Source organism: Sphaerisporangium sp. NPDC051017, from assembly GCF_040683095.1.
Classification (GTDB): Bacteria; Actinomycetota; Actinomycetes; order Streptosporangiales; family Streptosporangiaceae; genus Sphaerisporangium.
Genome location: NZ_JBFBCI010000001.1, coordinates 39,903 through 55,367 on the forward strand (window position 1 = coordinate 39,903; position 15,465 = coordinate 55,367).

The 15,465-nt window shown below is 71.9% G+C and carries 14 protein-coding genes; 6 read left to right on the forward strand and 8 right to left on the reverse strand.

Annotated elements, in window-relative coordinates; genetic code table 11:
- Positions 1–14: 14 nt before the first annotated feature.
- The 3 genes from AB0M95_RS00200 to AB0M95_RS00210 form a co-directional block, all read right to left on the reverse strand.
- Positions 15–797: a hypothetical protein gene (locus tag AB0M95_RS00200; RefSeq protein ID WP_363757636.1), complete on the reverse strand. Its 783-nt coding sequence runs from the start codon at positions 795–797 to the stop codon at positions 15–17.
- 77 nt (positions 798–874) lie between these two features.
- Complete coding sequence (locus tag AB0M95_RS00205) at positions 875–2,260, reverse strand: ATP-binding protein (RefSeq protein WP_363757638.1); 1,386 nt, start codon at positions 2,258–2,260, stop codon at positions 875–877.
- 319 nt (positions 2,261–2,579) lie between these two features.
- Positions 2,580–3,671 (reverse strand): sulfite oxidase, encoded by a 1,092-nt coding sequence (locus AB0M95_RS00210; protein WP_358525868.1) that lies wholly within the window; start codon positions 3,669–3,671, stop codon positions 2,580–2,582.
- A 311-nt stretch (positions 3,672–3,982) separates the two neighbouring features.
- Between AB0M95_RS00210 and AB0M95_RS00215 the strand changes: the two genes are divergently transcribed.
- Positions 3,983–4,993, forward strand: coding sequence for a permease (locus tag AB0M95_RS00215; protein WP_363757640.1), 1,011 nt, complete (start codon positions 3,983–3,985; stop codon positions 4,991–4,993).
- Complete coding sequence (locus AB0M95_RS00220; RefSeq protein ID WP_363757642.1) at positions 4,978–5,757, forward strand: TIGR03943 family protein; 780 nt, start codon at positions 4,978–4,980, stop codon at positions 5,755–5,757. The genes AB0M95_RS00215 and AB0M95_RS00220 overlap by 16 nt, the downstream gene beginning before the upstream one ends.
- Positions 5,758–5,769: 12 nt before the next feature.
- Here AB0M95_RS00220 and AB0M95_RS00225 read toward each other — a convergent pair whose 3' ends face one another.
- Genes AB0M95_RS00225 through AB0M95_RS00235 form a run of 3 tightly spaced genes read right to left on the reverse strand, consistent with a single transcriptional unit; the run spans position 5,770 to position 8,408 of the window.
- Entirely contained in the window at positions 5,770–6,666 is an 897-nt protein-coding gene (locus AB0M95_RS00225) for a metal ABC transporter permease (RefSeq protein WP_363757644.1), read from the reverse strand.
- Complete coding sequence (locus tag AB0M95_RS00230) at positions 6,663–7,457, reverse strand: ABC transporter ATP-binding protein (protein ID WP_358525863.1); 795 nt, start codon at positions 7,455–7,457, stop codon at positions 6,663–6,665. The genes AB0M95_RS00225 and AB0M95_RS00230 overlap by 4 nt, the downstream gene beginning before the upstream one ends.
- A 21-nt stretch (positions 7,458–7,478) precedes the next feature.
- Positions 7,479–8,408: a zinc ABC transporter substrate-binding protein gene (locus AB0M95_RS00235; protein ID WP_363757646.1), complete on the reverse strand. Its 930-nt coding sequence runs from the start codon at positions 8,406–8,408 to the stop codon at positions 7,479–7,481.
- A gap of 288 nt (positions 8,409–8,696) precedes the next feature.
- On the opposite strand from AB0M95_RS00235, the gene AB0M95_RS00240 reads away from it, so the two are divergent.
- On the forward strand, positions 8,697–9,422 hold the full coding sequence (locus AB0M95_RS00240; protein ID WP_363757648.1) for a hypothetical protein: 726 nt from the start codon (positions 8,697–8,699) through the stop codon (positions 9,420–9,422).
- Positions 9,423–9,571: 149 nt separating this feature from the next.
- Here AB0M95_RS00240 and AB0M95_RS00245 read toward each other — a convergent pair whose 3' ends face one another.
- On the reverse strand, positions 9,572–10,333 hold the full coding sequence (locus AB0M95_RS00245) for an IclR family transcriptional regulator (RefSeq protein WP_363757650.1): 762 nt from the start codon (positions 10,331–10,333) through the stop codon (positions 9,572–9,574).
- Positions 10,334–10,402: 69 nt separating this feature from the next.
- On the opposite strand from AB0M95_RS00245, the gene AB0M95_RS00250 reads away from it, so the two are divergent.
- From AB0M95_RS00250 to dmpG, 3 genes are read left to right on the forward strand one after another with little or no spacing between them, the layout of a single operon-like run.
- Positions 10,403–11,227 carry a fumarylacetoacetate hydrolase family protein gene (locus tag AB0M95_RS00250; RefSeq protein ID WP_363757652.1) on the forward strand — a complete coding sequence of 275 codons (825 nt, stop codon included), beginning with the start codon at positions 10,403–10,405 and terminating at the stop codon, positions 11,225–11,227.
- Positions 11,224–12,168: an acetaldehyde dehydrogenase (acetylating) gene (locus AB0M95_RS00255; RefSeq protein WP_363757654.1), complete on the forward strand. Its 945-nt coding sequence runs from the start codon at positions 11,224–11,226 to the stop codon at positions 12,166–12,168. Before AB0M95_RS00250 ends, AB0M95_RS00255 begins: the two co-directional genes overlap by 4 nt.
- Entirely contained in the window at positions 12,168–13,193 is a 1,026-nt protein-coding gene (dmpG, locus tag AB0M95_RS00260) for a 4-hydroxy-2-oxovalerate aldolase (protein ID WP_363757656.1), read from the forward strand. Before AB0M95_RS00255 ends, dmpG begins: the two co-directional genes overlap by 1 nt.
- 118 nt (positions 13,194–13,311) lie before the next feature.
- Here dmpG and AB0M95_RS00265 read toward each other — a convergent pair whose 3' ends face one another.
- Complete coding sequence (locus AB0M95_RS00265; RefSeq protein ID WP_363757658.1) at positions 13,312–15,177, reverse strand: glycoside hydrolase family 15 protein; 1,866 nt, start codon at positions 15,175–15,177, stop codon at positions 13,312–13,314.
- Between the last annotated feature and the right edge of the window lie 288 nt (positions 15,178–15,465).

Genomic DNA, 15,465 nt, shown 5'->3' on the forward strand with positions numbered 1-15,465 from the left:
CCGTTCTCGCGGGCTCAGGCAGAGGTCTCCGCCGGGGTCGCGTCCCTGCGCGTCACCGCGAGGTAGACGACGAACGCCAGGATCGTGACCAGGAAGAGCCCGCTGGTGGCCACGGTACCCAACCCCAGGCCGCCGTCGTCCGGGGACTGCGACAGGTAGTCGCCGAGGGAGGCGCCGAGCGGGCGGGTCAGGACGTAGGCGATCCAGAACGTCAGCACCGCGCCGGCGCGCAGGACGAAGTGGGCGGCGGCCACGACGGCGATCAGCGCGCCGAAGATCAGCGCCGAGGGCAGGTAGCCGAGGCCGAGACGCTCGGCGGCGAGGTCGCCCGCGGCGGTGCCGAGGGCGAAGGTGAACAGGATGGCCAGCCAGTAGAAGGCCTCGCGGCGCGGGGTGTGGATCGTGTGGATGGACAGCGTCCGCTCGGCGGCGTACCAGGCGGCGAAGGTCAGCGCCAGGACCACGGCGAACACCGCGGTCGTCACCTCCAGCGAGACGCCGACGTTGTCGGTCAGATTGTCGGTGATCAGGGTGCCGACGATGCTGATCAGCACCACCGCGACCCAGTACACGCCCGGCGAGTACCGCCGGGACCTGAACTGGACGATCAGGGCGATGATCAGCAGCACGCTCATGACCAGGGAGGTGCCGGTCAGCCCGAACCCGAGGTTCTGGTTCAGGAAGTCGGCCGCCGTCTCCCCCACCGTCGTGCACAGGACCTTGATGATCCAGAAGTAGATCGTGACCTCGGGAACCTTGTTCAGCATCCGGCGTCGAGCCGTCGTGGTCGTCGTCATGGCGGGAGACTTGCACGCCCCACCTGAACACGACCTGACTACGATCAGCCGTCACGTGCCCGATCTGCCGGTTGTTGTCATGATTCGCCGACGGGTTCCGCCGCGGCCGGCTCCCGCTCGCCGTCATCGTCCGCCAGGGGCAGGCACAGGACGAAGCAGGCGCCGCGGGCGGGGGCGTCGGCGATGTCCAGGGTGCCGTGGTGGGCGTGGGCGATGTCGCGGGCGATGGCCAGGCCCAGGCCGGTGCCGCCCTGGCCGCGACCGCGGGCGGTGTCCAGGCGGGTGAACCGGTGGAAGACCACCTCGCGTTCGGCTTCGGGGATGCCGGGCCCGTCGTCGGTGACGGTCAGCTCGGCCAGGCCGCCACCGGCCCTCAGCCGTACCCCGACGCAGCCGGACGCGTGGCGCTGAGCGTTGTCCAGCAGGTTGGCGAGCAGCCGGGCGATCAGGCCGGGCGCCACCTCGACGCGCACGCCGGGCTCGAGGTCGAGCCGGACCGGGTGCCGGTCGTCCTCGCGCCACCCGGTCTCGGCGGCCACCAGCCCACCCAGGTCCAGCGTGCGCAGATCGCCAGGATGGACGGCGCCCATCTGGGACAGCAGCAGCAGGTCGGTGATGATGGCCTGCAGGCGGTCGACGTCCCGCAGCGCGTGGCGCAGCACGTGCGGCATGTCGCTCTCGTCGGGATGCAGCTCGGCGCCCTCGAGCTGGGCGCGCAGCCCGGCGAGGGGGGTGCGCAGCTCGTGGGAGGCGTCGGAGGTGAAGCGGCGCTGCTGGTCCAGCATCCGTTGCAGCCCCGCGCGCACCCGCTGCTCGGCGTCGCGCGACCGTTCCAGGCGTTCCAGGGTCTGGTTGATGGTCCCGGCGAGCCGGGCGACCTCGTCCTCGCCCCTCGGCTGGGGCACCCGGGTGTCCAGGTCGCTGGCGGTGATGTGGGCGAGCTCGGAACGGATGGCCTCCACCGGGCGCAGCGTGCGGCCGGTAACCGTCCACGCCGCCCAGGTGGCCAGCGCGACCAGCAGGATCGCCTCGACGGCGAACAACCCGTCCAGCTTCGCCGACGAGATCGCGCCCGGCGCGGCCCTGCCGGCGTAGACGACCGGCGAGCCGGCCGCGGGCGACACGCGCAGCGCCGAGATGAGCAGGCACGGGACGCGGGGCCGGCACACCTGCACGTCCTGCGCCGGGTCCGCCGCCGCCGGCCAGGCTGCGACCAGGGCCGGGCCCCGGGCCTGCGCCGAGGCGGCGATGACCCGCCGGCCGGGAGCCACCACCTGCACCAGGTCGACGCCGGGCGTGGACGGCACGATCACCCCGGTCAGCCGCCGGGCGCGGACCGCCGCGGCGGTCAGCTCGGCCTGGCGGCGGCTGTGCTGCCACACGCTCTGGTTGATCACCGTACGCGCCACCAGCCCGGCCGCCACCGACGCCGGCACCAGCAGCACCACCGCGATGAGCGCCACCAGCGCGGTGATCCGCGCGCGGATGGATTTCAGACGTGAAAAGAAAACAGATGTGATCCTCATGCTCGGCCCCCGCACAGCATGATCGGAACGCGGAACCACGAGACCGACCGTCGCGTTCAGGGGCTCGGTGGCCGTCCTGAACCGCGGGTTCGACGCGGAGGCCGACCCTCACGGTGATCTGCGCAACACAATGAGCGCCGCGGTCCTCTGCTGTGGGACGGGCTCACCAGTGCCAGGTTAGCGCCTGTTTCATCCCTTTTGTGAATTTCGCCTCTCGGCCTACGCGAATCGGGACGGTACATGTTCCGGCGCGACGTCAGGGATGGCCGACGAGGCGGAGGCGTGCCCACGCGTTGTTGACGTAGCCCAGCGGGTTCCACAGCGATTCGGGCGACTCGGGTTGCAGGGCGGCGGTGGAGTCCCAGGCACGCGCGGTGACCACGGTCTCGCCCGGAGGCAGGTCCACGGTGATCCGCCAGTGCTGCCAGGCCCACGGGCCCTCAGGGGCGTCGAGTTCGGCCTGCGCCCAGGTGCGGCCGTCGTCCAGGGAGACGTCCAACCGGGTCACGCTGCGGTCGTCGCCGGCGAAGGCGTAGCCGGTCACCAGGAGCGGCCCGGCGGGCACGGGGGCCGCGCCGTCCGGCCAGAGGATGTCGCAGTTGAGCGCCACCGGCCCCAACGGCACGCCGTCGCCCGGCCTGGCCTCGGCGGGATCCGCGTCAGGCGGCAGCAGACGGTAGGCGACGGCCTGGAAGTAGTTGCGCGACGGCTCGGCCTGCGCGGTGATCCGCCGGAGCCACTTGACGCTGCGGGCGCCGATCCAGCCGGGGACGACGACGCGCAACGGCCCGCCGTGGACGCGCGGCAGCGGCCGGTCGTTCATCGCCCAGGCCAGCAGCACCTCGTCCGCCAGCGCCTTGGCCACGGGAATCGAACCGCCGAACGGCTGGGGCGGGTCGGCGTCCCGCGAGACGTCCGGGGCCGCGAAGGCGACGAACGCCGCCTCGGGGAGCATGCCCGCCTCGGCCAGGACGTCGGCCAGGCGCACGCCGCTCCAGCGCGCGGTCGAGGTCGCACCGGGTCCCCACGGCTCCTGGCCGGGAATGTCGCGCACCTCCAGCAGGTCCACGCGGCGATTGCCCGCGCACTGCAGCGTCGCGGTCACCTCCCATCGCGCGAACCCCTCGCGCAGCCGGTCCAGGGACAGGCGCAACGGCCGCCGGACCAGCCCGTCGACCTCCAGACACCACAACTCCTCGCCGGCCTCGGGGATCGGGCCGTGGTTGCGGCTGTAGAAGGTGTCCACCGCCGTGATCGGACGCCCGGCCAGCGCGCACCGCGGCGGCTCCGCGTTGAAAGGCTCCCGCCGGTGCACGACCATGTCGCCCCGCTTGCCCCACAAGGTCATATGACGTGCGTACCCCCGTCCTCCGGGTGGATCCGCGGGCGGGCGGCGTTTTACTCGGCAGGTACCAGACCGGGAGGGAACGAACGACGGCGACCGGGCCCGCAAAACCGTTCAAGTGGCGCCTACGCGGAGGCGACTTGCAACTCCTCGCCGTCGATGGCTTCGACGGTCTGGTCCGCGTCACGCAACGTGTGGCCCGCCGGTGAGCGCGCGGGCGCCGTCCACCTTGCGTTCACCCTGCGCCCCTACAGTTCCGGCGATCGTTGGCATTCCCGGAGGTACCAGCATGAAATCCCTGCCACACTTCACGAATGAGTGACGGCGTGGTCGCCTCCCCCACGGACACGCGCGACCCCCTTCCGTCCACCGCGCAGGCGCCGCGGACGGACGGCATCCCCTTGGTCTACGTACTGGTCATCGGCCTGCTGATCGCCGGCCCCATCTGGCTCACGCCGTACGTGCAGTCGCCCGCGCTGCAGACCTGGTCGACGATCTTCGTCGCGATCTGCGTGCAGGCGCTGCCGTTCCTGGTGTTCGGCGTCGCCCTGTCCGCGGTGATCACCGCGTTCGTCCCGGCGTCGTTCTGGGCGCGGGCGCTGCCCCGCCACCCGGCGGCCGCGGTCCCGGTGGCCGGGCTCGCGGGGGCCGTGCTGCCGGGGTGCGAGTGCGCGTCGGTGCCGGTGGCGGGCGGCCTCATGGCCCGCGGGGTGACCCCGGCGGCGGCGCTCGCGTTCCTGCTGTCGTCCCCGGCGATCAACCCGGTGGTGCTGGTGGCGACGGCCGTGGCCTTCCCCGGCGCGCCGCTCATGGTCGTGGCCCGGTTCGCCGCGTCGCTGCTGGTCGCCGTCCTCGCCGGCTGGGCGTGGGCGCGGTTCGGACGCACGGACTGGCTGCGCATCCCCGTACGCCCCGCCGACGCCCGCGGGTGGAAGGCCTTCGCGGAGGCGATGCTGCACGACCTGCTGCACGCCGGAGGCTTCCTGGTGGTGGGCGGCCTCGCGGCGGCCACGCTCAACATCGTCGTCCCCCAGTCGTGGATCAGCGGGCTGGCCGGAGTCCCGTGGCTGTCGGTGCTCACGCTGGCCGTGCTCGCCGTGATCCTTTCGATCTGCTCGGAGGCCGACGCGTTCGTCGCCGCCGGCCTCACGCCGTTCCCCATGACGGCGAAGCTCGCGTTCCTGGTCGTGGGGCCGATGGTGGACCTGAAGCTGATCGCCCTGCAGGTCGGGACCTTCGGCCGCCGCTTCGCGACGCGCTTCGTCCCGCTGACCTTCGCCCTCGGCGTTCTGGTGAGCGCCGTCATCGGATGGGTGCTGTTGTGAACCGCATGTCCCAGGGCCTGGTGGTCACGCTCCTCGGCGGCGCGACGCTGAAGATATCGCTGTTCTCCTCCACGTACGTGAACTACGTGAAGCCCGGCTTCCGGCCCTTCCTCATCGCGGCGGGGATCGGCATGCTGGTCCTCGGAGCGGTCCGGCTGCTCGGTTATTTCTGGTCGCCCGCGGCCGGGCACGCGGACGCCGGGTCCGAGGAGGCGGCGGCGCGTCCGGACGGCCACACGGACCACGACCCCACAGGCCACGACCACGGCCGAGGGCCGAGTGTGGCCTGGCTCCTCTGCCTGCCGGTACTGGTGATCTTCGTGATCGCCCCGCCCGCGCTCGGCTCGTACGCGGCCGTGCGGACGGCTGGACGCCCGGTGGCGCCTCCCCCGCCCGCGCAGGCGTTCTTCCCCCTGCCCGCGGACAGGATCACCGACCTGACGATGGCCGAGTTCGCCGGCCGGGCGGCGGCGGCCCCCGAGACGATGCGCGGCCTCCGGATCCGCCTGACCGGGTTCGTGACCGACGGCGAGGCCGGAGCCTGGTACGTCGGCCGGATGCAGATGGCGTGCTGCGCCGCGGACGCGGTCGCGTTCACCGCGCGCGTGCGCGGAGCGGAGGCTCCGCCGCCCAACAGCTGGATCCGGGTCACCGGCACCTTCGTCCCGGCCGCCTCGGCCGGGGTACCCACCGGCATGGTGGCCCCCGAGCTCGCGGCGGAGAGCATCGAGCGCATCAGAGAGCCTGCGGAACCGTACGAATAGCCGCGCCCCGCCTCAGCTCGGCCTCACCGTCGCAACGCGGTCGGGGGACGCGGCGCGGCGCCGGGTCCAGGCGCCCCGGGCGCGGGCCGCGCCGACACCCCGGCAGGCGAGGTAGATCGTGAACGAGATCGTGGTGACGTACGGGCTGATGGGGACGCTGCTGCCAAGCGCCAGCAGGGTGCCGCCGAGCATGGAGACGGTGGCGAAGAGCACGCTGAGCAGGGGAACCCTCACCGGCGAGGCGGTGACGCGCATCGCGGCGGCGGCCGGTGTGCACAGCAGCGCGAGCACGAGCAGCGCGCCCACGATCTGGATGGAGATCGCGACGGCCAGGCCCAGCACGATGGTGAAGATCGGCGCCAGCGCGCGGACCGGCACGCCCCGCGCGGCGGCGACCTCCGGGTCGACGCTGGCGAAGGTCAGCGGCCGCCACAGGACGGCGAGCGTGACGAGCACGACGGCCGAGGTCGCGGCCAGCCACGACAGCTGAGGGGTGTCCACGGCGATGATCTGGCCGGTGAGCAGGCCGAACTTGTTCGCCGCCCGGCCCTTGTACAGCGCCAGGAACAGCACGCCGAGCCCGAGCCCGAACGGCATCAGCACGCCGATGATGGAGTTGCGGTCCCGCGCCCGCATGCCGAGCGCGCCGATGACCGCCGCCGCGACCACCGACCCCACCAGTGACCCGGCGACCACGTTCGCGCCCATCAGCAGCGCGGCGGACGCGCCGGCGAAGGACAGCTCGCTGATGCCGTGCACGGCGAACGGCAGGTCGCGCATCATCACGAAGACGCCGACCAGCCCGCCGACGACCCCCAGGATCGCCCCGGCGACCAGCGAGTTCTTCACCAGGGCCAGCAGCGCGCCGTAGTCGGTGAAGTTGAAGATCTGGTGCCACACGCCGTTCACCGTCCGCGCGCCTCGCCACTCGGGTGATGGTGGCCCGAGGCCAGGGCCCCGGGCATGACGATCCGGCCGCTGATGCTGACCACCTCGACGGGCGTCCCGTACAGCTCCGACAGCGTGCGCGACGTCATCACCTCGCGCACCGTCCCGACGCGGAACCGGCCGTCCACGAAGTAGAGCACGCGGTCCACCATCGCCAGGACGGGGTTGATCTCGTGGGTGACGAACACCACCGCGGTGTCGTGCTCGCGCCGACGCCGGTCGATCAGCTCGGCGACGGCCCGCTGGTGGTGCGGGTCCAGCGACAGCAGCGGCTCGTCGCAGAGCAGGATGCGCGGGTCGGTGGCCAGCGCCTGGGCGATCCGGACGCGCTGCTGCTCGCCGCCCGACAGCGTCCCGATCGGGGCGTCGGCGTACGACTCGGCCCCCACCTCGGCGAGCAGCTCGCCGACGCGCGCGCGAACCGCCCGTCCGGCCCGGCCCATGCCCCAGCGGTGGCCGTCGATGCCGAGCCGCACCAGGTCGCGCGAGCGCAGCGGCATGTTCGGGGACATCGCCTTCTGCTGGGGGACGTAGCCGATCAGCGGGCTGCCGCGCCGCGGGGGCCGCCCGCCGATCGTCATCGTCCCCGCCGACAGGGCGACCTCGCCGAGCAGGGCCCGCAGCAGGCTCGTCTTCCCCGAGCCGTTGGGGCCGAGGACGACCAGGAACTCGCCCGGCTCGACGTCGAGGGTGAGGTCCTTCCACAGCACCCGCTCGCCGTAGGACAGCGCGGCATCTCGCAAGCTGATCATGATGACCTGACTTATCTGGACTTATCTGGACAGGGCGCCGCGGACGGCGGCGATGTTGTCGGTCATCCAGCCGATGTAGTCCTTGCCCGGCGGCAGGGTCTCGGTGACCGGCACGACCGCCACGCCGCCCTTCTGCGCGGCCTGCCTCACCTGCTCGGTCTCCGGCCCGGCGGTCTGCTCGTTGTAGACCAGCGCGGCGACCCGCTTGCCGGTCAGCAGGGCCAGCGTCTCGCGCAGCGCGCGCGGCGGGATCTCGCCGCCCTCCTCGATGGCCTCGCTGAACTCCCCGGGAGTGCGGTCGACCAGCCCGCAGGCCTCGAGCATGTACAGCGGGACGGGCTCGGTGATCGCGACGCCCTGCCCCTTGGCCGTGGCCGCGATGTCGGCTTCATCCTTCACCAGCGTGTCCAGCTTCGCCTTGAACGCCGACGCGTTGGCCGTGAACTGGGCGGCGCCCGTGGAGTCGGCCTTGCCGAACGCGGCCGCGATCTGGTCGGCGATCTTGCCGACGCTCGGGAGGTCGTACCAGATGTGCTCGTTCAGCCCCCCGCCGGGCGGCGCGGTCTTCCCGGAGATGGTGACGGCGTTCAGCACCTGGGCGCCGGGGTTGCCGGCGGCCTTGAGCATGGTGTCGACGAAGTCGTCGTACCCGCCGCCGTTCTCGATGACGACCTTGGCGTTGGACAGCCGGAGCTGTGTCTGGGCGTTGGCCTCGAAGGAATGAGGGTCCTGCGAGGGATCGCTGATGATCGACACCACGTCGACCCGGTCGCCGCCGATCTGCCGGGCGATGTCGCCGTACACGTTGGTGGACGCGACCACCGAAACGCGGTCCGGTGAGGAGGCGGGCGCGGCGGACGGCGAGCCGCCTTCGGAGGGCGCGCCTTCGGACGACGCGCAGGATGTCAGGACGACGATGGCCAGCCCGGCCACCAAACTCGCGAGCGGCACGCGACGGAGGGTACGCACACCAGGCCTTTCGATAATGATAATGACAATCAACTGCAACCGTAGCAGTCGGCATCGCCGCAGGTCGACCCATGACAAAAAGGAGTTCTCCTTACCACCAGGACGATCTCCCCGTCACACGCCGACGAGGAGCCCACACCCGCAGGCAGGTCCGGTGTCCGGCCCCTCGGGGTGATCAATCCGCCACGCACGGACAAAGGCGGAAAACCGGGCGGAGTGATATCTTCGGCCTCACAGCCGTGCGGGGGGCCGAGTCAAGAGGAGCTTTCGTTGGCCCGAAAGACGGTCCCGTCGCCTTTGGCCTCCACGCGAACCGCCACGACGCAGCCCGCCCCGGCCGGTCGCCGCCCCGTCGCCCTCCTGACCACCGCACTGGTCGCCGCCCTCGTCGCAGGGCCCATCGGGTACATGATCGGCCGCCCCGACGCCACGCAGGCCGCCATCGCCGACATGCAGGAGGCCGACGCCAAGCGGGACGTCCAGCAGATCGGCGAGCTCACCGCGTCCGCGCGCAAGACCGCCGAGGATCTGAACCGCGTCCTGGGCGGGCTCACCGCGGCATTCCCCAAGGACCCGGCCTCGAACCCGCAACCCGCCGGACCGGCGCCGCTCGGGGACCTCGCGACCTGGCAGAACACCCTCAAGGAGGCCGTCGCGCGGCACGCGGACACCCCCTCGGGGACGACCGCCACCAACGTGGCGCGCGGAGGCTTCCGCAGCGCGGTGAACACCCTCGCCGCCGCGGTCGACACCTACGCCGCCGCCGAGAAGCTGCCCGCCGACGCGCGGCAGCCCATCATCGACCTCGCCACGCGCCAGCGCTCCGCCGGCATCGCGATGTGGTCGGTCGCGGCGACCCAACTCGACCAGCTCAACATCGACGCGGGCAACGGCCACCAGCACGTGTACCTGCAGAGCACACCCGGAGAGGGCGCCATCGCCCCCGACGACGTGCCGGAAGGCCTCCCGAGCACCGGCGCGCCGACTCACTCCTGAACACCTCCCGCGAACGCGCGAGCAGGCACGCCCGCCCGGGACGTGCCTGCTCTGATGCGGACGGGGCCGCTCAGGCGGCCGCGAGGCAGCTCATCGCCGCGCTCACGGCTACGGCCGGCGCGATCACTCGCGCCCTCTGAGACGCCGGTTCAGCGGAGGAGGTCGCGCCGGCTCAGTGTGCTGCCGAGCGCGGCCGCCGCCGAGCGCACCGCCGTCACGTGTCCCTCGGGCCGGAACCTGTGGCTGGGGCCGGCCACGCTGATCGCGGCGAGCGGCTCGTCGCCGCGCCCCAGAACCGGCGCGGCGACACACACGAGCCCGACGGCCGACTCCTCCTGCTCGAACGCGACGCCGGTCTCGGTGACGCGCTGCAACTGGCGCCGGAGGATGCCTGGAGCGACGACGGTGTGCGGGGTGCGCCGTTCGAGCGGCCCGGTCAGCACCTCGCGCCGCAGGTCGGCGCCGGCGTACGCGAGCAGGGCCTTGCCGATCGCGGTGCAGTGCAGCGGCATCCGCCCACCTGGGCGCGAGGGCACCTTGGCTTGGCGGTGGCCGCCGATCTTGGCGACGTAGACGACGTCGTGCCCCTCCCGCACCCCGAGATGGACGGTCTCGTGGGTGCGTTCGTAAAGGTCCTGGAGGAACGGCATCGCCACCTCGAGCAGGCTGCGCTCCAGCGAGGCGAGCATCCCGAGCTCGAAGAGGCCGCCACTGAGCCGGTAGCCGCCGTCGGCGCGGTCGAGCAGGCGGTTGGTGACCAGGCCGCTGGACAGCCGGTGCACGGTCGCCTTGTGGAGGCCGGTACGCCGCACCAGCTCGGCGAGGCTGACGACCCGGTCCTCGGGCCGGAAGGCGCGCAGGATCGTCACCGCCTTGCCCAGCACGGTGTCGAGGTCGGCCGTCTCCGTCACTCCCGCAGCGTATCGCTGAACGAGACGAAGTGCTGGTTCCGTGCTCGAGCCCGCCTGCACAGTGGGGGTGTGACCGAAACCACCGGGCTCGCCGCCACGAGCCAGTCCGACATCGCCGCCGCGGTCGAGCGGCTCGCCGGGGCGTCCGCGTCCGGCGTGCCCTGCTCCCCCGTGCGGGACCTGATCGGCCGGGACGACCTGGCCGCCGCGTACGCCGTCCAGGCGGCGCTCACCGGGCGCCGCCTCGCCGCCGGCGCCCGGATCGTCGGCCGCAAAATCGGCCTGACCTCGGAGGCCGTGCAACGGCAGCTCGGCGTCGACCAGCCCGACCTCGGCGTCCTCTTCGACGACATGGGGTACGCCGATGGGGACGCGATCCCGGCCGGGCGGATCCTCCAGCCACGGGTCGAGGCGGAGATCGCGTTCGTGCTCCGTTCCGACCTGGCCGACGGCCCGCTCGACGCCCCACAGGTCCGGGACGCGATCGCGTACGGCGTCGCCGCGCTCGAGATCTGCGGCAGCCGGATCGCCGGGTGGGACATCGCCTTCGGCGACACGGTCGCCGACAACGCGTCCTCGGGCGCGTACGTGCTCGGGACGGAGCGCCGCACCCTCGACGAGTTCGAGCCGGTGGACGTCGTGATGTCGATGAGCATCGACGGTGAGGAGGTCTCCACCGGGACCGGCGCGGCCTGCCTGGGCGACCCGATCGAGGCGGTCGTGTGGCTGGGCCGCATGGCCCGCGACCTCGGCGAGCCGCTGCGCGCGGGGCAGGTCGTCCTCTCCGGCGCGCTCGGTCCGATGCGGCCGGTCGCCGCCGGCGACACCGTCACCGCCACCCTGTCCGGCCTCGGCACCGTGACGGTCCGCTTCACCGAAGGAGCAGCACCATGAGCAAGACGAAGGTCGCGATCATCGGATCGGGCAACATCGGCACCGACCTGATGATCAAGGTGTTGCGCGGCGCGCACCACCTCGAGATGGGTGCCATGGTCGGCATCGACCCCGAGTCGGACGGCCTGGCCCGCGCCGCCCGGTTCGGCGTCCAGACGACACACGAGGGCGTCGACGGGCTGATCGCGCTGCCGGACTTCGACGAGATCGGGATCGTCTTCGACGCGACCTCGGCCAAGGCGCACGAGGTGAACGCCGCGAAGCTGACCCCGCTCGGGAAGCGCATGATCGACCTGACTCCGGCGGCGATCGGGCCCTACGTGATCCCCGCTGTCAACCTCGACGAGCACCTCGACGCGCCCGACGTCAACATGGTCACCTGTGGCGGCCAGGCAACGATCCCGATCGTCGCCGCCGTCAGCCGTGTGGTGCCGGTCGAGTTCGCCGAGATCGTCGCGTCGATCGCGTCGAAGTCGGCCGGTCCGGGCACCCGCGCCAACATCGACGAGTTCACCGAGACCACTTCGGCCGCCATCGAGCAGGTCGGTGGGGCGCGCCGCGGCAAGGCGATCATCATTCTCAACCCCGCCGAGCCGCCGATGATCATGCGGGACACGGTCTTCTGCCTCGTCACGGCACCGGACCCGGCCGCACGCGAGGAGATCCGGCGCTCGGTCGAGAAGATGGTCGCCGACGTCGCCGCCTACGTCCCCGGCTACCGGCTCAAACAGCTGGTGCAGATCACCGAGATCCCCGCCGACCAGCCGGTCGGGACGCTCCTCGCCGACGGCGCCTCCCGGCCCACCCACCAGGTGTCGGTCTTCCTCGAGGTCGAGGGCGCCGCGCACTACCTTCCGGCCTACGCCGGCAATCTCGACATCATGACCTCCGCGGGCCTGCGGGTCGCGGAGCGCATCGCGGCAGGGAAGGCGGGCCTCTGATGGGCACCCCGATCTTCGTCCAGGACGTCACGCTGCGCGACGGGATGCACGCCGTACGCCACCGGATGACCCCGGAGGACGTCGAACGCATCGTCACCGCGCTCGACCGGGCCGGCGTCGACGCGATCGAGGTCGCGCACGGCGACGGGCTCGCCGGAGGGTCGCTCAACTACGGTCCCGGGTCGCACACGGACTGGGAATGGATCGAAGCCGCGGCATCGGTGCTGGTGAACGCCCGCCTCACCACGCTGCTGCTGCCGGGTGTCGGCACCGTCCACGAACTGAAGCACGCCCACGACCTCGGCGTACGCTCCGTCCGGGTCGCCACGCACTGCACCGAGGCCGACATCTCCGCGCAGCACATCGCCGCGGCGCGCGAACTCGGCATGGACGTGTCCGGATTCTTGATGCTCTCCCACATGGCCCCGCCGGAGGAACTGGCCCGGCAGGCGAAGCTGATGGAGTCCTACGGCGCGCACTGCGTCTACGTCACCGACTCCGGCGGCCGGCTCACGATGAACGACGTGGCCGCGCGGGTCCGTGCGTACCGCGACGTCCTCGACGCCGGGACCGAGATCGGCATCCACGCCCACGAGAACCTCTCGCTGTCGGTCGCCAATTCCGTCGTCGCGGTCGAGAATGGCGTCTACCGGGTCGACGCGTCGCTGGCCGGTCACGGCGCGGGGGCGGGCAACTGCCCGCTGGAGGCGTTCATCGCGGTCGCGGACCTCTCGGACTTCGAGCACCGATGCGACCTGTTCCAGCTCCAGGACGCCGCGGACGACATCGTCCGCCCGCTGCAGGACCGTCCGGTGCGTGTCGACCGGGAGACCCTCACCCTGGGGTACGCCGGCGTCTACTCGTCGTTCCTCCGCCACGCGGAGACCGCCGCCACGCGGTACGGCGTCGACGTCCGCGACATCCTCATGGAGTGCGGCCGCCGCCGGCTCGTGGGCGGCCAGGAGGACATGATCGTCGATATCGCGCTCACGATCGTCGCCGAGCGCGAGCAGCGGCCCGCCTGACCGTCGCAGGCGATCTTCAGCCGCGACGGGCGGCGCATCCACCCTGCATCGGCTGTTGACACCCGTCCGACCGGCGCGGGCCCGTGTCTCACGGTGACGGTCCGGATCCCGGCGGGGCTCAGCCGAGGGCCTGGTCCAGGTTGAAGGCGGCGCTGATCAGGGCCAGGTGGGTGAACGCCTGAGGGAAGTTGCCGAGCTGCTCGCCGGTGTGGCCGATCTCCTCGGCGTACAGGCCGACGTGGTTGGCGTACGTGAGCATCTTCTCGAACGCCAGCCGCGCCTCGTCCACGTGCCCGGCGCGGGCGAGCGCCTCGACGTACCAGAACGAGCAGATCGAGAACGTGCCCTCGGTGCCGGTCAGCCCGTCGGGGCTGGCCTGGCTGTCGTAGCGGTAGACCAGCGAGTCCGACACCAGCACGCGACCGAGCGCCTCCAGGGTGGACAGCCACTTGGGGTCGGTGGGCGAGACGAATTTGGCCAGCGGCATCATCAGGACGGAGGCGTCCAGGATGTCGCCGTCGAGGTACTGGGCGAACGCCCGCAGCCGGGGCGACCAGCCGCGGCGCATGATCTGCCGGTAGATCTGGTCACGGGCCCGCCGCCAGCGGGGGATGTCGGCGGGCAGGCCGCGGTGGGCGGCCATGCGCATCGCCCGTTCGATCGCCACCCAGCACATCAGCCGCGAGTACACGAAGTCATGGCGACCGCCGCGCGTCTCCCAGACTCCCTCGTCGGGCTGGTCCCAGTGATCGCACACCCAGTCGACCAGGACGCACAGCTCGTCCCAGCGGTCGCTGGAGATCGGCTGCCCCCACTTGTCGTACAGGTAGATCGAGTCGATGAGGGCGCCGTAGATGTCGAGCTGGAGCTGGCCGGCGGCGGCGTTCCCGACGCGGACGGGGGCCGAGCCCTGGTAGCCCTCCAGGTGGTCCAGCTCCTGTTCGGGGATCTCCCGGCTCCCGTCGATGCGGTACATGATCTGCAGTGGGCCGGAGGGGCCCTCGTCGCAGAGGGTGACGTGCTCGGACAGGAAGCCCATGAAGGCCTCCGCCTCCTCGGTGAACCCCAGCCTGAGCAGCGCGTACACGCCGAACGCGGCGTCGCGGATCCACACGTACCGGTAGTCCCAGTTGCGCCCGCCGCCGATCCGCTCGGGCAGGCTGCTCGTCGGCGCGGCGACGATGCCCCCGGTCGGGGCGTAGGTGAGCAGCTTCAGCGTGAGCGCGGAGCGGTGCACCATCTCGCGCCACCGGCCCCGGTACCGGGAGTTGGCGAGCCAGCGCCGCCAGTAGGCGACCGTGGCGGTGAACTGCTCGTCGGCCTCGGTGATCGGGCATCCGCGCGGCGCGACCGACGCGTCGATCCGGTCGAGGGCGAACACGGCGGTCTCGCCCTCCCGCAGCTTGAACCGCGCCCGCACGTCCGCGCCGTCAGCCTCCAGGGGCACCGTGGCGACCAGGTTCATGCCCATGGACGGGGCCTCGAAGACGGCCTGGCCGTACCCCCCGGGCCCCTCGGGTCCCCCAGGCTCCAGCCGCAGGGTGTGCGGCTCGGTGCCGTATCCGAACCGGGGGGCCACGCGGGCCCGGAACGGCAGCGAGCCGCGCACGCAGACGACACGGCGGATCAGCCGGTGCCGGTTCGCCTCGCGGGGATCGTCCGGGATGGGCATGAAGTCCTGCACCTCGCCCACGCCGTCGGGGGCGAGGAACCGGGTGATCAGCACGTTGGTGTCGGGGAAGTAGAACTGCCGGGTGGTGGACGGCACGTCCGCCGTGAGCTCGAACGCCCCGCCCCGGCGGGCGTCGAGGATCGAGCCGAACACGCTGGGGGCGTCGAACCGGGGCGAGCAGTACCAGTCGATGGTGCCGTCGGTGCCCACGAGCGCGACCGTGCGCAGGTCCCCGATCAGCCCGTGCTCGGCGATGGGCAGGTAGCGCCCGGCGAACCCCTCCGCCGGCGCCTCGCCCCTCACTGCTGGCATGCCTTCACGCTATGCTCGCCGCCCGCCTGCCCGGGTCTGCGTCAGGTCAAGCGGACACCAGAGTTCGACGAGACCAGATCACGAACGCTAGGACCCCACAAAAGGGGCGGTCGGATACCTCAACGAGCTCACCCTCGCCCTCGACGCTCCTCGCTGAGCGAAGTCGGGGCTTGGCGGGGCGGTCGGATGGTTTGGGTGATTGAGGGCGGTTCTGGGATCGGACCGCGTTAACCGGACGTTGACATCTGATCAATGTTGATTTTCGATGGTAATTGTCGTGCCATGTTC